Here is a 13,490-nt window from a genome sequence, read left to right as displayed (position 1 = left end):
TCCTCCACGACTTCCCCCACCCCACCTTGACCATGACCTCGCGTCCATCCCTGCACAAACACCGTTCAAGCGCCGTGACCGACGGTGTTGCCCGTGCTCCCCACCGGGCATTCCTGCGTGCCACCGGTTTCGATGACGCCGCATTCGCACGGTCGATCATCGGCATCGTCAGCACCCAGGGCGAAAACACGCCGTGTTCCATGTCCCTCGGCCCGCAAGCGGATCGCGCGCGTCTGGGCGTGGCCCGAGGCGGCGGTGTGCCGATTTCCTTTTCGACAATCTCGGTGTCCGACGGCACCTCCATGAACCATGCCGGCATGCGGATGAGCCTGGTATCGCGGGAGGTCATTGCCGACAGCGTGGAGGTGGCGGTGAGGGCCCATGCCTACGATGGCCTGGTGGCTGTCGCGGGATGCGACAAGACCTTGCCCGGGATGATGATGGCTGTTGCGCGCCTCAACGTTCCTGCCGTGTTTCTGTACGGCGGAGCCACTTTGCCCGGCAGGGTGCGAGGCCAGCAGGCCACCATACTCACGGCCATCGAAGCCGTCGGTGCGGTGCAGACCGGCAGCCTTTCGCCAGATGGGCTGGCCGAGATCGAGCGCCACTGCACCCCCACCGTCGGCTCCTGCCCGGGCCAATTCACGGCCAATACCATGGCCATGGTCGCAGAGACTCTGGGCCTGTCGCCGCTGGGCACGGCCATGATTCCGGCGGTCTACAGCGAGCGGCTGGCGATTGCGGAGCGGGCTGGCGAGACGGTGATGCACACATTGCAGCGCGGCTGGCCGCTGCCACGCGACCTGATCACCCGCAAGAGCCTGGAGAATGCCTGCGCCGCCGTGGCGGCGACTGGCGGGTCCACGAATGCTGCATTGCACATTCCCGCCATTGCGCACGAGGCGGGGATCGAATTCACGCTGGAGGATGTGGCGTCCGTGTTTCAGCGCACCCCTCTGATCGCCGATCTCCAGCCAGGCGGCACCTACCTCGCGCGTGACCTGCACGAGGTCGGCGGAGTGCCCGCTGTGCTCAAGAGTCTGTTGAAGTCAGGACATTTGCATGGGGACGTGCCCACCCTGGACGGCCGCACCCTGCAAGAGGCCCTGGCCGAAGCCCCAGACGCAGACGGCACCATCGTGCGGTCTGCCGAACATGCCTTGCAGCCCACCGGAGGCGTCACCGTGTTGCGGGGAAACCTCAGCCCCGAAGGCGCCCTGCTGAAGGTGGCAGGCCTGCGTGCCTTGACGTTCACGGGACCGGCGAGGGTCTTCGAAAGCGAAGAAGACTGCATGAAGGCGGTATCGGGCCGCGCGTACCAGGAAGGCGAAGTGCTGGTGATTCGCAATGAGGGGCCTCGCGGAGGCCCCGGCATGCGAGAAATGCTGAGTGTCACGGCAGCCTTGTATGGCCAGGGAATGGGAGAGGCCGTAGCGCTGCTGACGGATGGGCGCTTTTCCGGCGCAACTCGGGGCATGTGCATCGGCTATGTAGGCCCGGAAGCTGCGGTGGGCGGGCCCATTGCCCTGGTTCAGAACGGCGACCTGATTCACATAGATGCCACGAGCGGCACGCTCGAAGTTCGGGTCACCGACGAGGAGTTGGCTGCGCGCAAGGGGCGGTGGAAGCCACCGCAGGCCCAGCGGCTGGGCGGAGTGCTGGAGAAGTACGCGCTGGTGGTGCGGCCGGCGCGGTTGGGCGCGGTCACGCACTCCGGGGGCATGGCCTGGCCCTACGAAGGCGAGGATGCATGACTTCGCTATCGAGCGTCGGCTTCTGCGGCCTCGGGCTGATGGGCTCCGCAATGGTGTCCAGGCTTTTGGGGGCCGGCCACTCGGTGCGCGTCTGGAACCGCTCCCCAGAGAAGGCCAGACCCCTGGTGCAGTTGGGCGCGGTGGCAGCCGAGAGCCCCGCAGACATGGCCCAGCATTGCGAGCTTGTCATCCTGTGCCTGACCGACGAGGCTGCGGTTTCGGACCTGGTTCTGGGCCCCCATGGGTTGTTGAGAAACGGGGCCGTGCGTGTGGTGCTGGACCATTCCAGCATTTCCCCCGAGGCTACCGCGCGCCTTGCCAGCCAGGTGAAGGCCGCCGCGGGCATCGATTGGGTGGACGCACCGGTCTCCGGCGGCGTGTCCGGTGCAACCAGCGGCACACTCGCCATCATGGCGGGTGGCGATCCCGGGGCCCTGGCCGCTGCCATGCCCTACATGCAGGCGTACTCCCGCCAGGTCACCCACCTGGGAAGCTCCGGTGCAGGCCAGTGGGCCAAGCTGTGCAACCAAACGATGGTGGCCACCACTTTGTGCGCCATCGCCGAGGCGGTGCATCTGGCGCAGCGTGCCGGAATCGATGCCGGGAAATTGCCGCAGGCGCTTGCCGGCGGATGGGCAGACTCGGTGCTGCTGCAAACCTTCGTTCCGCGCATGCTTGCGCCGCCAGACGAGAGCATCGGCTCCGTGGCCACCATGCTCAAGGATGTCGACAACATCGTGGAAGCGGCCCACACGGTCAACGCGTACGCGCCCGTGCTCGCAGCGGTGCGCCAGCGCTTTGTCGATGCGCGCCAGCAAGGCCTGGCGCAGGAGGATCTGTCGCACATCTACCGCGTGGCGGGAACGGCATGAAACTCGCGGCCAACATCGGTTTTCTGTATGCAGGCGAATCCATCGTGGATCGCATCGACCATGCCGCGCGGGACGGCCTGGACGGAATCGAATGTCCTTTTCCCTACGAGCTGTCCCCTTCTGCGCTGGACCAGCGATTGCGCGCAGCAGGTCTGCCGCTGGTGCTGATCAACACGCCCCAGGGACCGCAGGGCGAGCCCGGGTTTGCCGCGGTGCATGGGCAGCAGGAGCATTTTCGGGCCGGGATCGAACGCGCGCTCGAGATGGCGCACTACACGGCATGTGCCCGGGTGCACGTGATGGCAGGCCGGCCGTGGGCTGAAGGCCCATGCGAACAGTCGGTGCTGGCGACCTTGCAGGAGAACCTGGCCTGGGCCGAAGCGCAGGCACGCAGGGCGGGGGTCGTGCTGCTGCTGGAACCCCTGAACCGCTTTGACAGGCCCGGCTATGCCTACCACCAGCCGCAACAGGTGGTTCAGTTGCTTGAGAACTTGAACCTGCCGAATCTGAGATTGCAGTTCGACACCTTCCATGCAGCCCGGGAGAACCTGGACGTCCTGGCGTGTCTGCTTGCCTGCGCCCCCTGGATTGCGCATGTGCAGATTGCCGAGGCCCCCCATCGAACGGCACCCGATCTGAACCGGCCCGAAACCGTGCAGACCTTGCGCGCACTGAGCACCCTGCCCTGCGTCGGGTGGCTGGGCCTTGAATTCGAATCGCAAGCAAGTGCGTCGAGCGGCATGGAGTACCTTCAAGCTTTGCGGTCGCTCTTGCAGCCACAAGCAACAGGAGCAGTTGCATGAAAGTTCTCATCACAGGCGCGGACGGCTACATCGGCCGTTCCCTGGCGCGCCGCCTGGCCGACCCCGCTGCCCGGTTGCGGGGGCAGCCGATCACCGCGCTGACCTTGTGCGACTTGCAGCTTCCCGAAGCGAAACGCCTGGGCGAAAGCATGCCCCATTTGCGGCCGATGGAAGGCAGCATTGCCGATGCGGCGGTCATCGACGCGATAGCGCGGGATGCTCCCGACGCCATTTTCCATCTGGCAAGCATCCCCAGCGGTCAGTCGCAAGCCAACTACGACCTGGGCATCGGCGTGAACCTGCTGGCTACCGTCTCGCTGCTCAACGCACTGCGCCGCAACGGCAATGGGCCGGTGGTCGTGTTCGCCAGTTCGATTGCAGTTTTTGGTGCGCCCCTGCCTGAGCGCATCGACGACGATACGCCACTGTGTCCCACCTTGAGCTACGGGGCACAAAAGCAGATGGCCGAAATACTCCTGACCGACGCTACGCGGCGGGGGTTCGTGCAAGGCCGCTCGCTCAGATTGCCGGGAATCGTTGCCAGGCCACCCACCCCCACGGGAGCGCTGTCAGCCTTCTCCAGCGACCTCATGCGCGCGCTGGTACAGCGACAGCGCTACTGCTGCCCGGTCTCTCCGGACGCCACCTTGTGGTTGCTGTCGCTGGAGGCATGCATCGACAACCTCATCCACGCTGCGCAGTGCGCGCCTGAATGCCTGGGCGGCCACACGACCTGGAACCTGCCAGCCCTTCGGCTCAGCATCCGCGATCTTGTCTGCGCCCTCGATGACCTGGATCCGGGGTGTGCGTCATTTGTGACGTATGCGCCGGATTCAGCGCTGGAAGCGCAGTTTGGCCGACTGCCGCCCCTGCATACCGCACGCGCGGACGCCGCCGGATTTCGACACGATGGAACCGTGGCGCGGCTGGTGCAGCGGGCGGCTGCATCCATTGGTACCTAGATCTGCGGGCGGCTCCCGCTGCCCGCGTTACCCCGCGCCTGGCGCACAAAAATGGAGACTTCAGCTATGCAGACCAACCGTCGCGACTTCCTGCAGCACAGCGCCGCCGCGCTGTCCATTCCCGGCTTGATGGGGGCCGGCCTGGCCCATGCCCAATCCTCGGTCGAGGTGCTCAAGATCATCACGGGCTTTGCTGCGGGAGGCACGTCGGACACGGTATGTCGACGCGTGGCCGACGGGCTGCGGGGCCTCTATGCGCGCACTGCCATGGTGGAGAACCGGACCGGTGCAGGCGGCCAGATCGCGATCACGAGCGTCAAGGCGTCCCCGGCAGACGGCACCGTGATGCTGCAAACGCCTGCCTCGATGCTCACGATCTACCCGCACATCTACAAGAAGCTGCAGTACGACCCCTTCAAGGACCTGGTGCCGGTCTCCATGGCCTGCACGTTCGAATTTGCACTGGCGGTGGGGCCTGCCGTTCCCGCCAGCATCACCAGCGTGCCGGAGTTCCTGGCCTGGGTGAAAGCCAACCCTGCGAACGCGAATTTTGGATCGCCTGCTGCGGGATCAACGCCGCATTTCACCGCCGAGATGCTGGCCCGTGCGGGCCAGGTCTCCATGCGACACCTGCCGTACCGAGGCACGCAGCCCGCAATACTGGATCTCACGGGCGGACAGATCGCTTCTGTCAGCGGCCCTATCGGCGACTTTCTGCCGCATCTGGCGGGAGGGCGCGTGCGCCTGTTGGGGGTCTCTGGCGCAAAGCGCAGCCGTTTTGCGCCCCAGACCCCGACCTTCGCCGAGCAAGGACTGAAGGACGTGGTCACCGACGAATGGTTCGCGTTCTACATGCCTGCCGGCACCCCCTCGGAAATTGTGCAGCGTGCGAATGCAGCGTTGCGTGCCGCATTGGCCAAGCCGGAGGTCATCGACGGCCTTTCCGCGATGGGGCTGGAGGCCAAGTCCTCCAGCCAGGCAGAACTGCTGGACATGCAGCGCCGCGACACGGAGCGCTGGGGCCCCATCGTCAAGGCCGTGGGCTTTACCGCAGAATAGATGCCGAAAGACCCCTCGGTGGCTCCAGCCAAGCCCGAGGTCGATGCCACCCGCCCGGCACATTCCTGACACCTGGCCCGGCGCCCCGTCGCGCACCAGCACTTCGTCGAACCCGCCGGCAAACGACGGGGCCTGGAATTGCTCGAAGCTCAAAGGTACGGCGGGCATGGCGGTCATCTGGCTATGCGGGGGTGGTCTGGCGTTTGCGCCTGACAGGAGGGCCTGCAACTGCTGCCGTCTTGCCCTTTGCGCCGCCCGCGATCAGCGCCTTCACCCGCACCAGATCGCGCGGCGTGGCGGGGGTGTAGACCACCATGCCCAGGTCGGGCCTGCCATCGACGGCGAAGGCCGAGTACTCCAGGTCGATGGGGCCGGCCACCGGATGCACCACGTGCTTGGGGTGCTCGCCATAGCTGCTCTGCACACCGTTGTCGCGCCAGAGCGCGCGGAACTCGGGGTCGAGCTGGCACAGCTCGTCCACCATAGGCTGCACGCGCGCGGCGGCGCCAGCGCGCGCCACATCGGCGCGGAAGGCTCCGACGATGAAGCGCGAATCGCGCTCCCAATTGGGCATCTTGCGGCGCAGCGCCATGCTGCCAAAGACCACGCGCAGGATGTTGCGCTGCCCCGCGGGCAGCGCGCCATAGTCGGTCAGCACGTGGGTCGAGGCGTGGTTCCAGGCGACCACGTCCCAGGTGGAGGTCTTCACATAGGCCGGGCTGGTCTCCAGCGAGTCGAGCACGCGCTGCAGCCGGGGCGTGACGCCCTCGGCATCCTGAAAGCGCACCTCGGGCGGGCGGCCCAGGGCGAGCAGAAAGACATATTCACGCTCGGCCTCGGTGAGCATCAGCGCGCGCGCGATGCGCGCCAGCACGTCGGCCGATGGTGCCCCGCCGCGCCCCTGCTCCAGCCAGGTGTACCAGGTGGCGCTGACATGGGCGCGCTGGGCGACTTCTTCTCGGCGCAGGCCGGGCGTGCGCCGGCGCGCGAGCGGAAAGCCGAGCGCGGCCGGGTCGAGCCGTGTGCGCCGGTCACGCAGGTAGTCGCCCAGCGGGTTGTCCCGGGTATCAGGCATGGGTGGAATCCTGTTACTTGTCATACCAGTATAAGAACACTACTTTACCCGGATAAACAGGATGCCGACACTGCCCTTCTTTCACAGGAAGGACATCACCATGCGAATATTCGTGACCGGCGCGACCGGTTTCGTCGGAACGGCCATCGTCAACGAGCTGATCGATGCCGGCCACAGCGTGCTGGGGCTGGCCCGCTCGGACGAAGGCGCCGAGCGCCTGGCCGCCGTGGGTGCCGAGGTGCACCGCGGCTCCATTGACGACCTCCCCAGCCTGCGCCGCGGCGTTGCCCATGCCGATGGCGTGGTCCACACGGCGTTCAACCACGACTTTTCGACCTACGCGGCCAATTGCGAGGCCGACCGGCAGGTCATCGCCGCGCTGGGCGCCGAGCTTGCGGACACCGACCGGCCCCTGCTCGTGACCACCGGCATGACGCTGCTGGGCAACCAAGGCGGCGTGGGCACCGAGGAGGATGCGCCCGTGCCCAGCAGCGCCGGTGTGCCGCGCAGCGCTTCGGAAGAGGCTGCAACGGCGCTCGCGCAGCAGGGCGTGCATGCCTGCGTGGTGCGGCTGCCGCAAGTGCACGACCCGTTCAAGCAGGGGCTCATCACCTACCTGATCGCGCTGGCGCGCGAGAAAGGGGTGTCGGCCTACCTGGGCGAAGGCGCCAACCGCTGGCCCGCCGTGCATGTGCTCGATGCCGCCTGCCTGTACCGGCTGGCGCTGGAGCAAGGCACGCGCGGAACCCGATACCACGCGGTGGGGGAGGAGGGTGTGGCCCTCAAGGCGATTGCCGAGTCCATCGGCCGGGGCCTGAACCTGCCCGTGGTCTCGGTGCCGGCATGGACAGCCCCGCCTCCAGCGCGCTCACGCAGCAGCGCCTGGGCTGGCGGCCGGTGGAGACCACGCTGATCGCCGACCTGGATCGCGCGCAGTTCTGAAGCACAGGTCCATGGCCACAAGGGCCTGACCGATTCCTGCAACCCTCCCTACAATGGCCCGACAGGAGGAGTTCCAGAATGCCAGGAAGAACGCACACCACTGTGCCCATGGACCGGCGCACCGCGCTGCTCGCCCTGGCCGCAGCGAGCGCCCTCGCCGCATGCGGCGGGGGTGGATCGTCCAGCGAGCCGCCGGTCGAACCCGTCGGCCAGGTCGTCAACTCCACGCTCAAGTCCGAATCGAACGGCTTCACCTATGCCATCCAGGTGTACCTGCCGCAGTCGTACGCCACGGGCACCACGGCGCTGCCGGTCATCTATGTGACCGAGGGGGATGCCCCCTACGGCTCCACCACCGCGGCCATCGCGCGCTTCGATTCCTTCAAGCAGGTGATGCAGCGCCGCGGAACGCAGGCCATCCTGGTCGGCATCAGCGGTACGGCACAGCGCAACACGGACTTCCTGTTGCCCGGCGCTACACGCTACCTGAACTTCATCACCAAGGAACTCGCGCCCAGCATCGAGCGCCAGTACCGCGCCGACCCCAAGCGCCGTGCGCTGTCCGGCCTGTCGCACGGCGGCTATTTCGTCGTTGCAGCCCTGGTGCTGGAGGGGCTGGCCGGTGCGCCGAGCTTCTCGCACTATCTCTCGACCGAGTCCAGCATCGGCGCCCACGGGGACGTGGCGGGCTTCCTGGCCTTCGAAAAGCAACTCGACGGCAAGCCCCTGCCCACCACCCTGTTCCTCACCGGGGCGATCGCGGGCAACACCGTCCTCATCGGCAACCCGCTGTATGCCCAGATGGCCGCGCAGAGCAACCCCGGGCTGACGCTGCTCAGGGCAGAGTACAACGCCAGCCATGTCGGTGCCGACGTACCGGCCTTCGAGGATGCGCTGCAGCGCTTCTTCACGTGACTGCCGCATGGGCCCTGTCCCGGCACTGCACATCGCACTGGCAGACAGTCCGAATGCATCGCTCACCGACCTGCTCTGCGAACTGAACGCCTACTACGCCGATGCCGGCGTTGCCACCGCGCCGCGCGAGACCGTGCACGCACATCTGCGCGACCACCTGCTCGCGCCCGGCTCGACTGTGCATCTGGTGGTGGCCAGCGACGCAGCGGGCCAGGCCCTGGGGTTTGCAGCCATCGTTTTCCTGCACTCGCTGGTGGACCCGAGCCCCGCGCACCGGCGTCAGTGCATGGTCAAGGAGTTGTTCGTCAGCGCCAGCGCCCGGGGCCACGGAACAGGCCGCGCGCTGATGGCCTGGGTGGCCCGTTACGCAGCCAGCGAAGGCTGCGGCCGCATGGACTGGAACGTGAAGGCCGGCAACCACGCGGGCATCGCCTTCTACGAAAGCCTGGGCGCTGTGCGCGTGGCCGACCGGCTGAGCTACCGGCTCACGCGCGAAGCCATGGACCCACTGACAGGCCCCTGAAAGGGTGGCCTCAGAGCTTGGCGCCCGCCAGGCTCACCTGGCCGATCAGCCGGTGGTAGAAGCGGATCGCATCGGCATAGTTGGCGATCTCCAGCCGCTCGTTGGTGCCGTGAAAGCGCTTGAGGTCTTCCGAATTGGCGCGCACCGGTGAGAACTTGAAGATGTGGTCGCTGACGGCGCCGTAGTGCTGCGAGTCGGTGCCCGCCACCATCAGGCCCGGGGCCACCAGCACGTCGGGAAAGATCTCGCGGATGGTCTGGTTGAGCAGGCGGTACTGTGTCGAGTCGGTGGGTGCGACCTTGGAGGCGTCCACCGCGCCGGGCAGCGGGCTCAGCTCGTACTGCGCCGTGGGCGCACTGATCTTGCTGCGCATGTGCTCCATCACCTGCTCCTGGCTGTCGCCGGGCAGCAGGCGGAAGTTGACCGTCGCCTCGGCGCGGCCGGGCACCACGTTGTCGCGGTTGCCGGCATTCACGATGGTCAATGCCGTGGTGGTGCGCAGCATGGCGTTGGTGCTCGAAGCCCCTTCGAGCTGCTTTTGCACCACGGGGCGGAACAGCCACAGGTTGGACAGCACCACCCGGTTCACCCCACCCATCTCGGGTGCCAGGGTGTCGAACAGCTCGCCCGCCACGCCGCGGATGCCGCCGGGCATCTGCTCCTCGTCCAGGCGCTTGAGCGCGTCGCTCATCATGGCGATGGCGCTGCTGCCCTTGTGCGGCGGCATGGACGAATGGCCGGGCGTGCCCGACATCTTCATCACCACCGACATGTAGCCCTTCTCGGCCACGCCGATGACGGCGGCCGGCTTGGCCAGGCCGGGCATCACGCCGTCCAGGATCAAGAGGCCCTCGTCGATCACGAAATCCAGGCGCACCTTGCGCTCCTGCAGCAGCGCAGCGATCTTGGCCGCGCCGCGCAGGCCGCCCACTTCCTCGTCGGCACCGAAGGCCAGGTAGACGGTGCGCTGGGGTGTGAAGCCGCTGGCCAGCAGCATCTCCACGGCTTCGAGCTGGCTCATGAGGTTGCCCTTGTCGTCCCAGGAGCCCCGGCCCCAGACGAAGCCGCCCTCAATGGCGCCCGAGTACGGGGGCTGCTCCCAGTCGCCCTCGGTGCCGGGCGCCACGGGCACCACATCCTGGTGCGCCATCAGCATCACCGGGGCGGCCTTGGCATCGCTGCCGGGCCAGGTGTAGAGCAGGCTCAAATCGCCCACCACCTCGCGCTTGAGCTTGGCGTGCACCAGCGGAAAGCGCTGCTGCAGCAAGGCGTGGAACTGCAGGAACTGGCCGGCGCTGAAGTTGGCATCGTCGCGCGAGGACTCGGTGCGCAGGCGGACCGCTTCGGCCAGGCGGCCGGCCACGGCGGCATCGTCCACCGGCAGGCGGGCGATGGGCGCCACCTCCAGCTGGCGCGAGCCCTTGCGCGCGGTGTTGATGCCCAGCGCCGCAGCCAGCAGCACCACCAGGGCCAGCAGCCCCAGCAGGAGTTTCTTGATCATGTCTTCCAATGCTTTCTTCAGTAGGGAGCCCTGGGGATCCAGGGGCGCGCGCGGTGGCACCGCCGCTGGCAAAGGGCCATGCTAAGCCGGTACCGAAACGTTCGTCCAATGCATAATTCAAGTCGTTTCGTTCGATTTTTCGCATGAGCACCACCATCGCCCAACTGCGCCATTTCATTGCCCTGGCCGACAGCGGCAGCTTCACCCGTGCGGCCGACAGCACGCGGCGCTCGCAGGCCGCCTTCAGCCGGAGCATTGCCATGCTGGAGGCGCACCTGGGCGCGGCACTGGTCGAGCGCAGCGGCCAGCGCAACGCCCTCACCCCCATCGGCCGCACCGTGCTCGAGCATGCGCGCCAGGTGGTGGCCCAGGCCGACGAGCTGCACCAGGTGGTGCGCCACCATGTCAGCGGCGAAGCGGGCTCGGTGCGCCTGGGGATGAGCGCCACGCCCCATGCCCTGCTGGGCCGCCGCCTGCTGCACATGGCGGCCGGGCATGCAGGCCACATGCGCCTGCAGCTCAGCGGCGGGCCCCAGGCGCAGCAGATACAGGCCTTGCGCGACCGCGCGCTGGACGCGCTGGTGATGGACCAGCGCTCCCTCCCCGGCGCCCATGCCGACCTGGAAGTGCACACCCTGGCCGAGCTGCCCACCGGGGTCCTGGTGCGGCCCGGCCACCCCCTGGCGCAACGGCAGCCCGTGCGATTTGCCGACCTCACGGAATTTGCCGTGGCCTGCACCGGCATGAGCGCGGCCATGGGACGGCTGCTGGTGCAGCGCCTGGGCCTGCAGGCGCACCCCGACACACTGATCACGCTGGGCAGTGAATCGGTGGCCGACCTGCTGGACGTGGTCAGCCACACGGATGCGGTCTACCTGGGCATCGTGGCCCCGGCCGCACCCTTGCTGGCGCAGGGCCGGCTGGTGGCGCTGGACATACCGACACAGGGGCTGCAATCGCACATCGCCTGGGTGCAGCGCGTGGCGCGCGCGCCCAACCCGGTGCTGGACGGCATCCGCGCGCAGGTGCAGGCCTGGCTGGGAGAGGCGGGTTCCATAGGGCCAGCGCCGGACTTGCCGGCATAATCGCCGCCCCATTCCAGCCCTCCCCCGCGCATCCATGGCCTACTCCTTCGCCTTCGCTCCACCCTCGCCCGAAGACCTGCAGGCCGGCACGCTCGGCAAGCACATGCGCGAATTCAACTACCGCACCGTGGGCGAGTATCCGCAGGCGCAGCCGGTGCGCCTGGATGTGCGGGATCTCGACGGCCGGCTGGTCGCGGGCATCCGCTCCTATGTGTTCCTGTACTGGCTGCAGACCGATGTGCTGTGGGTGGCGCAAGAGCATCGGGGCCTGGGCCTGGGCGCACGCATCCTGGGCATGGCCGAAGCGCAAGGCAAGGCATTGGGTGCCAGGAATGCCAAGCTCGAAACCTTCGAGTGGCAGGCACGCAGCTTTTACCTCAAGCAGGGCTACGCCGAGTACGCACGCATCGACGACTATGTCCAGGGCCAGTACATGGCGCTGATGCGCAAGCCACTGGCCTGAGAGGCTGAGAATCTTTCGCCCATGCCCGCCTTGCACGCCAAAAAATTCCCAGCCTCTGAGCGCCGGTCGCACCCACCGCAGCGGTGACCGGCTTCAGCGGGTTCCGTAGGCCACTGACGGCTCGCGTTTGCCCGCCCACACCCACATGGCAATGCCGGCCAGGATCATGGGCACGCACAGCCACTGGCCCATGCTCATGCCCAGCGAGAGGATGCCCAGGTGCGCATCGGGCTCGCGGAAGTATTCGGCGATGAAGCGGAACGCCCCGTAGCCGATCAGGAAGGCTGCGGCCACCTGGCCCTCACGGCGCTCGCGCCGGGCATACAGCCACAGCAGCACGAACAGCAGCAGCCCTTCCAGCAAAAACTGGTAGACCTGCGAGGGGTGGCGCGGCAGCATGGAGCCGCTTTGCGGGAACACCATGCCCCAGGGCAGGTCAGGGCTGGCAAAGCGGCCCCAGAGTTCGCCATTGATGAAGTTGCCGACGCGGCCTGCCGCCAGCCCCGTGGGCACGCAGGGCGCCACGAAGTCGGCCACCTGCAGCCAGGGGCGCTTGCGCGAGTGCGCGAACCACAGCATGGCCGCAATCACGCCCAGCAACCCGCCATGGAAGGCCATGCCGCCCTGCCACACGTAGAAGATCTCCAGCGGGTGGCTCAGGTAATAGCCCGGCTTGTAGAACAGGCAGTAGCCCACCCGCCCGCCGATCACCACGCCCGCCACGCCCAGGAAGAGGATGTCCTCCACGTCCTTGCGCGTCCACGCGCCCGGCCCGGTGATGGAGGCGAACGGCTGGTGCCGCAGCCGCGCGATGCCCAGCAGCATGAACAGCCCGAAGGCGGCCAGGTAGGTCAGGCCATACCAGTGGATGGCCAGCGGGCCCACTTGCAGGGCGATGGGGTCGATTTGGGGGTAGGTCAGCATTTGGGCGGTATTGTGCCCGGCCCGGTGCAAGCCCCCATGAAAGCCCTGTTACAGGGTGGGCCAGGGGGCTTCTCGCCGCTACCATGTGCGCATGGACACCCCCCGCGACTTCAAGGCCGAGTTCAAGCAGTTGCTGCGCCACACCATCGCGCCGACGCTCAAGGCCGCAGGTTTCGAGGCAAAGGGGCAGCAAAGCTTTCGGCGGCCCTTGGGCGAGGTCTTCCAGTACCTGACCTGCGAGGGCAGCCGCAGCAACGGCAAGGATTCGTTCGGGTTCGCCGGCAACCTGTCGTTCCAGCGCCTGGCCCCGGCAACGCTGGCAGACTTCTGGTGCGACGACCCTGCCATGTGGATCGCGGGCGGGCGCATGGGCTACCTCACCCATGGCCTGGAGCACTGGTACCGCCTGGCAATGCACAGCCCGCAGGACCTTGCAGCGCTGGTCGCGCACGATCTCACGCAGATCGTGCTGCCACGCCTGGCGGCGGCAGCCACGGCCAGCGAGGCCCGTGCGCTGATCGAGTACCGCGCCCCCATCCGGCGCTGACAAGGGGCACAGGGCAACCTCTCGGCCTTTCAATGAGAACGCGTCTGATCCCGGTACGCATGCAG

13 protein-coding genes and 1 pseudogene are annotated in these 13,490 nt (G+C 67.4%); 11 read left to right on the top strand and 3 right to left on the bottom strand.

The features are described 5' to 3' along the window. The first annotated feature begins 32 nt into the window (after positions 1-32). From ilvD to U5N23_RS12415, 5 genes are all read left to right on the top strand, one after another. A complete protein-coding gene (gene ilvD, locus U5N23_RS12435) occupies positions 33-1,754 on the top strand; it encodes a dihydroxy-acid dehydratase (RefSeq protein ID WP_322593229.1) in 1,722 nt (573 codons plus the stop codon). Further along, positions 1,751-2,626, top strand: a complete 876-nt coding sequence (locus U5N23_RS12430; RefSeq protein WP_322593115.1) for an NAD(P)-dependent oxidoreductase — start codon at positions 1,751-1,753, stop codon at positions 2,624-2,626. Before ilvD ends, U5N23_RS12430 begins: the two co-directional genes overlap by 4 nt. Further along, positions 2,623-3,429, top strand: coding sequence for a TIM barrel protein (locus tag U5N23_RS12425; protein WP_322593114.1), 807 nt, complete (start codon positions 2,623-2,625; stop codon positions 3,427-3,429). The genes U5N23_RS12430 and U5N23_RS12425 overlap by 4 nt, the downstream gene beginning before the upstream one ends. Next, positions 3,426-4,391, top strand: coding sequence for an NAD-dependent epimerase/dehydratase family protein (locus U5N23_RS12420; RefSeq protein ID WP_322593113.1), 966 nt, complete (start codon positions 3,426-3,428; stop codon positions 4,389-4,391). Before U5N23_RS12425 ends, U5N23_RS12420 begins: the two co-directional genes overlap by 4 nt. A 66-nt stretch (positions 4,392-4,457) precedes the next feature. Beyond that, complete coding sequence (locus tag U5N23_RS12415; protein WP_322593112.1) at positions 4,458-5,450, top strand: Bug family tripartite tricarboxylate transporter substrate binding protein; 993 nt, start codon at positions 4,458-4,460, stop codon at positions 5,448-5,450. A gap of 181 nt (positions 5,451-5,631) precedes the next feature. On the opposite strand, the gene U5N23_RS12410 is transcribed toward U5N23_RS12415, so the two are convergent. Further along, complete coding sequence (locus U5N23_RS12410) at positions 5,632-6,525, bottom strand: helix-turn-helix transcriptional regulator (protein ID WP_322593111.1); 894 nt, start codon at positions 6,523-6,525, stop codon at positions 5,632-5,634. 100 nt (positions 6,526-6,625) lie between these two features. On the opposite strand from U5N23_RS12410, the pseudogene U5N23_RS12405 reads away from it, so the two are divergent. The 3 genes and pseudogenes from U5N23_RS12405 to U5N23_RS12395 all read left to right on the top strand — a co-directional run bounded on the left by U5N23_RS12405 (position 6,626) and on the right by U5N23_RS12395 (position 8,905). Then, a pseudogene (locus tag U5N23_RS12405) lies at positions 6,626-7,467 on the top strand (SDR family oxidoreductase). A 78-nt stretch (positions 7,468-7,545) separates the two neighbouring features. Further along, entirely contained in the window at positions 7,546-8,382 is an 837-nt protein-coding gene (locus tag U5N23_RS12400; RefSeq protein ID WP_322593110.1) for an alpha/beta hydrolase, read from the top strand. 7 nt (positions 8,383-8,389) lie between these two features. Next, positions 8,390-8,905 (top strand): GNAT family N-acetyltransferase, encoded by a 516-nt coding sequence (locus tag U5N23_RS12395; RefSeq protein ID WP_322593109.1) that lies wholly within the window; start codon positions 8,390-8,392, stop codon positions 8,903-8,905. 10 nt (positions 8,906-8,915) lie between these two features. Here the strand turns inward: U5N23_RS12395 and U5N23_RS12390 are convergent, their stop codons facing one another. After that, positions 8,916-10,406, bottom strand: coding sequence for a M20 family peptidase (locus tag U5N23_RS12390; RefSeq protein ID WP_322593108.1), 1,491 nt, complete (start codon positions 10,404-10,406; stop codon positions 8,916-8,918). A 143-nt stretch (positions 10,407-10,549) separates the two neighbouring features. Between U5N23_RS12390 and U5N23_RS12385 the strand changes: the two genes are divergently transcribed. Beyond that, the gene (locus U5N23_RS12385; protein ID WP_322593107.1) at positions 10,550-11,491 is read left to right on the top strand and encodes a LysR family transcriptional regulator; all 942 of its coding nucleotides are present in this window, start codon (positions 10,550-10,552) and stop codon (positions 11,489-11,491) included. A gap of 34 nt (positions 11,492-11,525) precedes the next feature. Beyond that, positions 11,526-11,954, top strand: coding sequence for a GNAT family N-acetyltransferase (locus U5N23_RS12380; RefSeq protein WP_322593106.1), 429 nt, complete (start codon positions 11,526-11,528; stop codon positions 11,952-11,954). 93 nt (positions 11,955-12,047) lie between these two features. Here the strand turns inward: U5N23_RS12380 and lgt are convergent, their stop codons facing one another. Beyond that, positions 12,048-12,878, bottom strand: coding sequence for a prolipoprotein diacylglyceryl transferase (gene lgt / locus U5N23_RS12375; RefSeq protein ID WP_322593105.1), 831 nt, complete (start codon positions 12,876-12,878; stop codon positions 12,048-12,050). Between the two features lie 91 nt (positions 12,879-12,969). Between lgt and U5N23_RS12370 the strand changes: the two genes are divergently transcribed. Beyond that, complete coding sequence (locus U5N23_RS12370; RefSeq protein WP_322593104.1) at positions 12,970-13,425, top strand: hypothetical protein; 456 nt, start codon at positions 12,970-12,972, stop codon at positions 13,423-13,425. The last annotated feature ends 65 nt before the right edge of the window (positions 13,426-13,490 follow it).

Source organism: Acidovorax sp. (assembly GCF_034519795.1).
Classification (GTDB): Bacteria; Pseudomonadota; Gammaproteobacteria; order Burkholderiales; family Burkholderiaceae_C; genus Acidovorax.
Note: the sequence above shows the minus strand (reverse complement) of the source record. Positions and strands in the feature narration are given on the sequence as shown.

Excerpts from the sequence above, each read along its gene's own strand:
- U5N23_RS12385 (WP_322593107.1), top strand. The coding sequence starts at position 10,550 with ATGAGCACCACCATCGCCCAACTGCGCCATTTCATTGCCCTGGCCGAC.
- U5N23_RS12380 (WP_322593106.1), top strand. The coding sequence starts at position 11,526 with ATGGCCTACTCCTTCGCCTTCGCTCCACCCTCGCCCGAAGACCTGCAG.
- U5N23_RS12430 (WP_322593115.1), top strand. The coding sequence starts at position 1,751 with ATGACTTCGCTATCGAGCGTCGGCTTCTGCGGCCTCGGGCTGATGGGC.
- lgt (WP_322593105.1), bottom strand. The coding sequence starts at position 12,878 with ATGCTGACCTACCCCCAAATCGACCCCATCGCCCTGCAAGTGGGCCCG.
- U5N23_RS12420 (WP_322593113.1), top strand. The coding sequence starts at position 3,426 with ATGAAAGTTCTCATCACAGGCGCGGACGGCTACATCGGCCGTTCCCTG.
- U5N23_RS12400 (WP_322593110.1), top strand. The coding sequence starts at position 7,546 with ATGCCAGGAAGAACGCACACCACTGTGCCCATGGACCGGCGCACCGCG.
- U5N23_RS12415 (WP_322593112.1), top strand. The coding sequence starts at position 4,458 with ATGCAGACCAACCGTCGCGACTTCCTGCAGCACAGCGCCGCCGCGCTG.
- U5N23_RS12410 (WP_322593111.1), bottom strand. The coding sequence starts at position 6,525 with ATGCCTGATACCCGGGACAACCCGCTGGGCGACTACCTGCGTGACCGG.
- U5N23_RS12395 (WP_322593109.1), top strand. The coding sequence starts at position 8,390 with ATGGGCCCTGTCCCGGCACTGCACATCGCACTGGCAGACAGTCCGAAT.
- U5N23_RS12390 (WP_322593108.1), bottom strand. The coding sequence starts at position 10,406 with ATGATCAAGAAACTCCTGCTGGGGCTGCTGGCCCTGGTGGTGCTGCTG.
- ilvD (WP_322593229.1), top strand. The coding sequence starts at position 33 with ATGACCTCGCGTCCATCCCTGCACAAACACCGTTCAAGCGCCGTGACC.
- U5N23_RS12425 (WP_322593114.1), top strand. The coding sequence starts at position 2,623 with ATGAAACTCGCGGCCAACATCGGTTTTCTGTATGCAGGCGAATCCATC.
- U5N23_RS12370 (WP_322593104.1), top strand. The coding sequence starts at position 12,970 with ATGGACACCCCCCGCGACTTCAAGGCCGAGTTCAAGCAGTTGCTGCGC.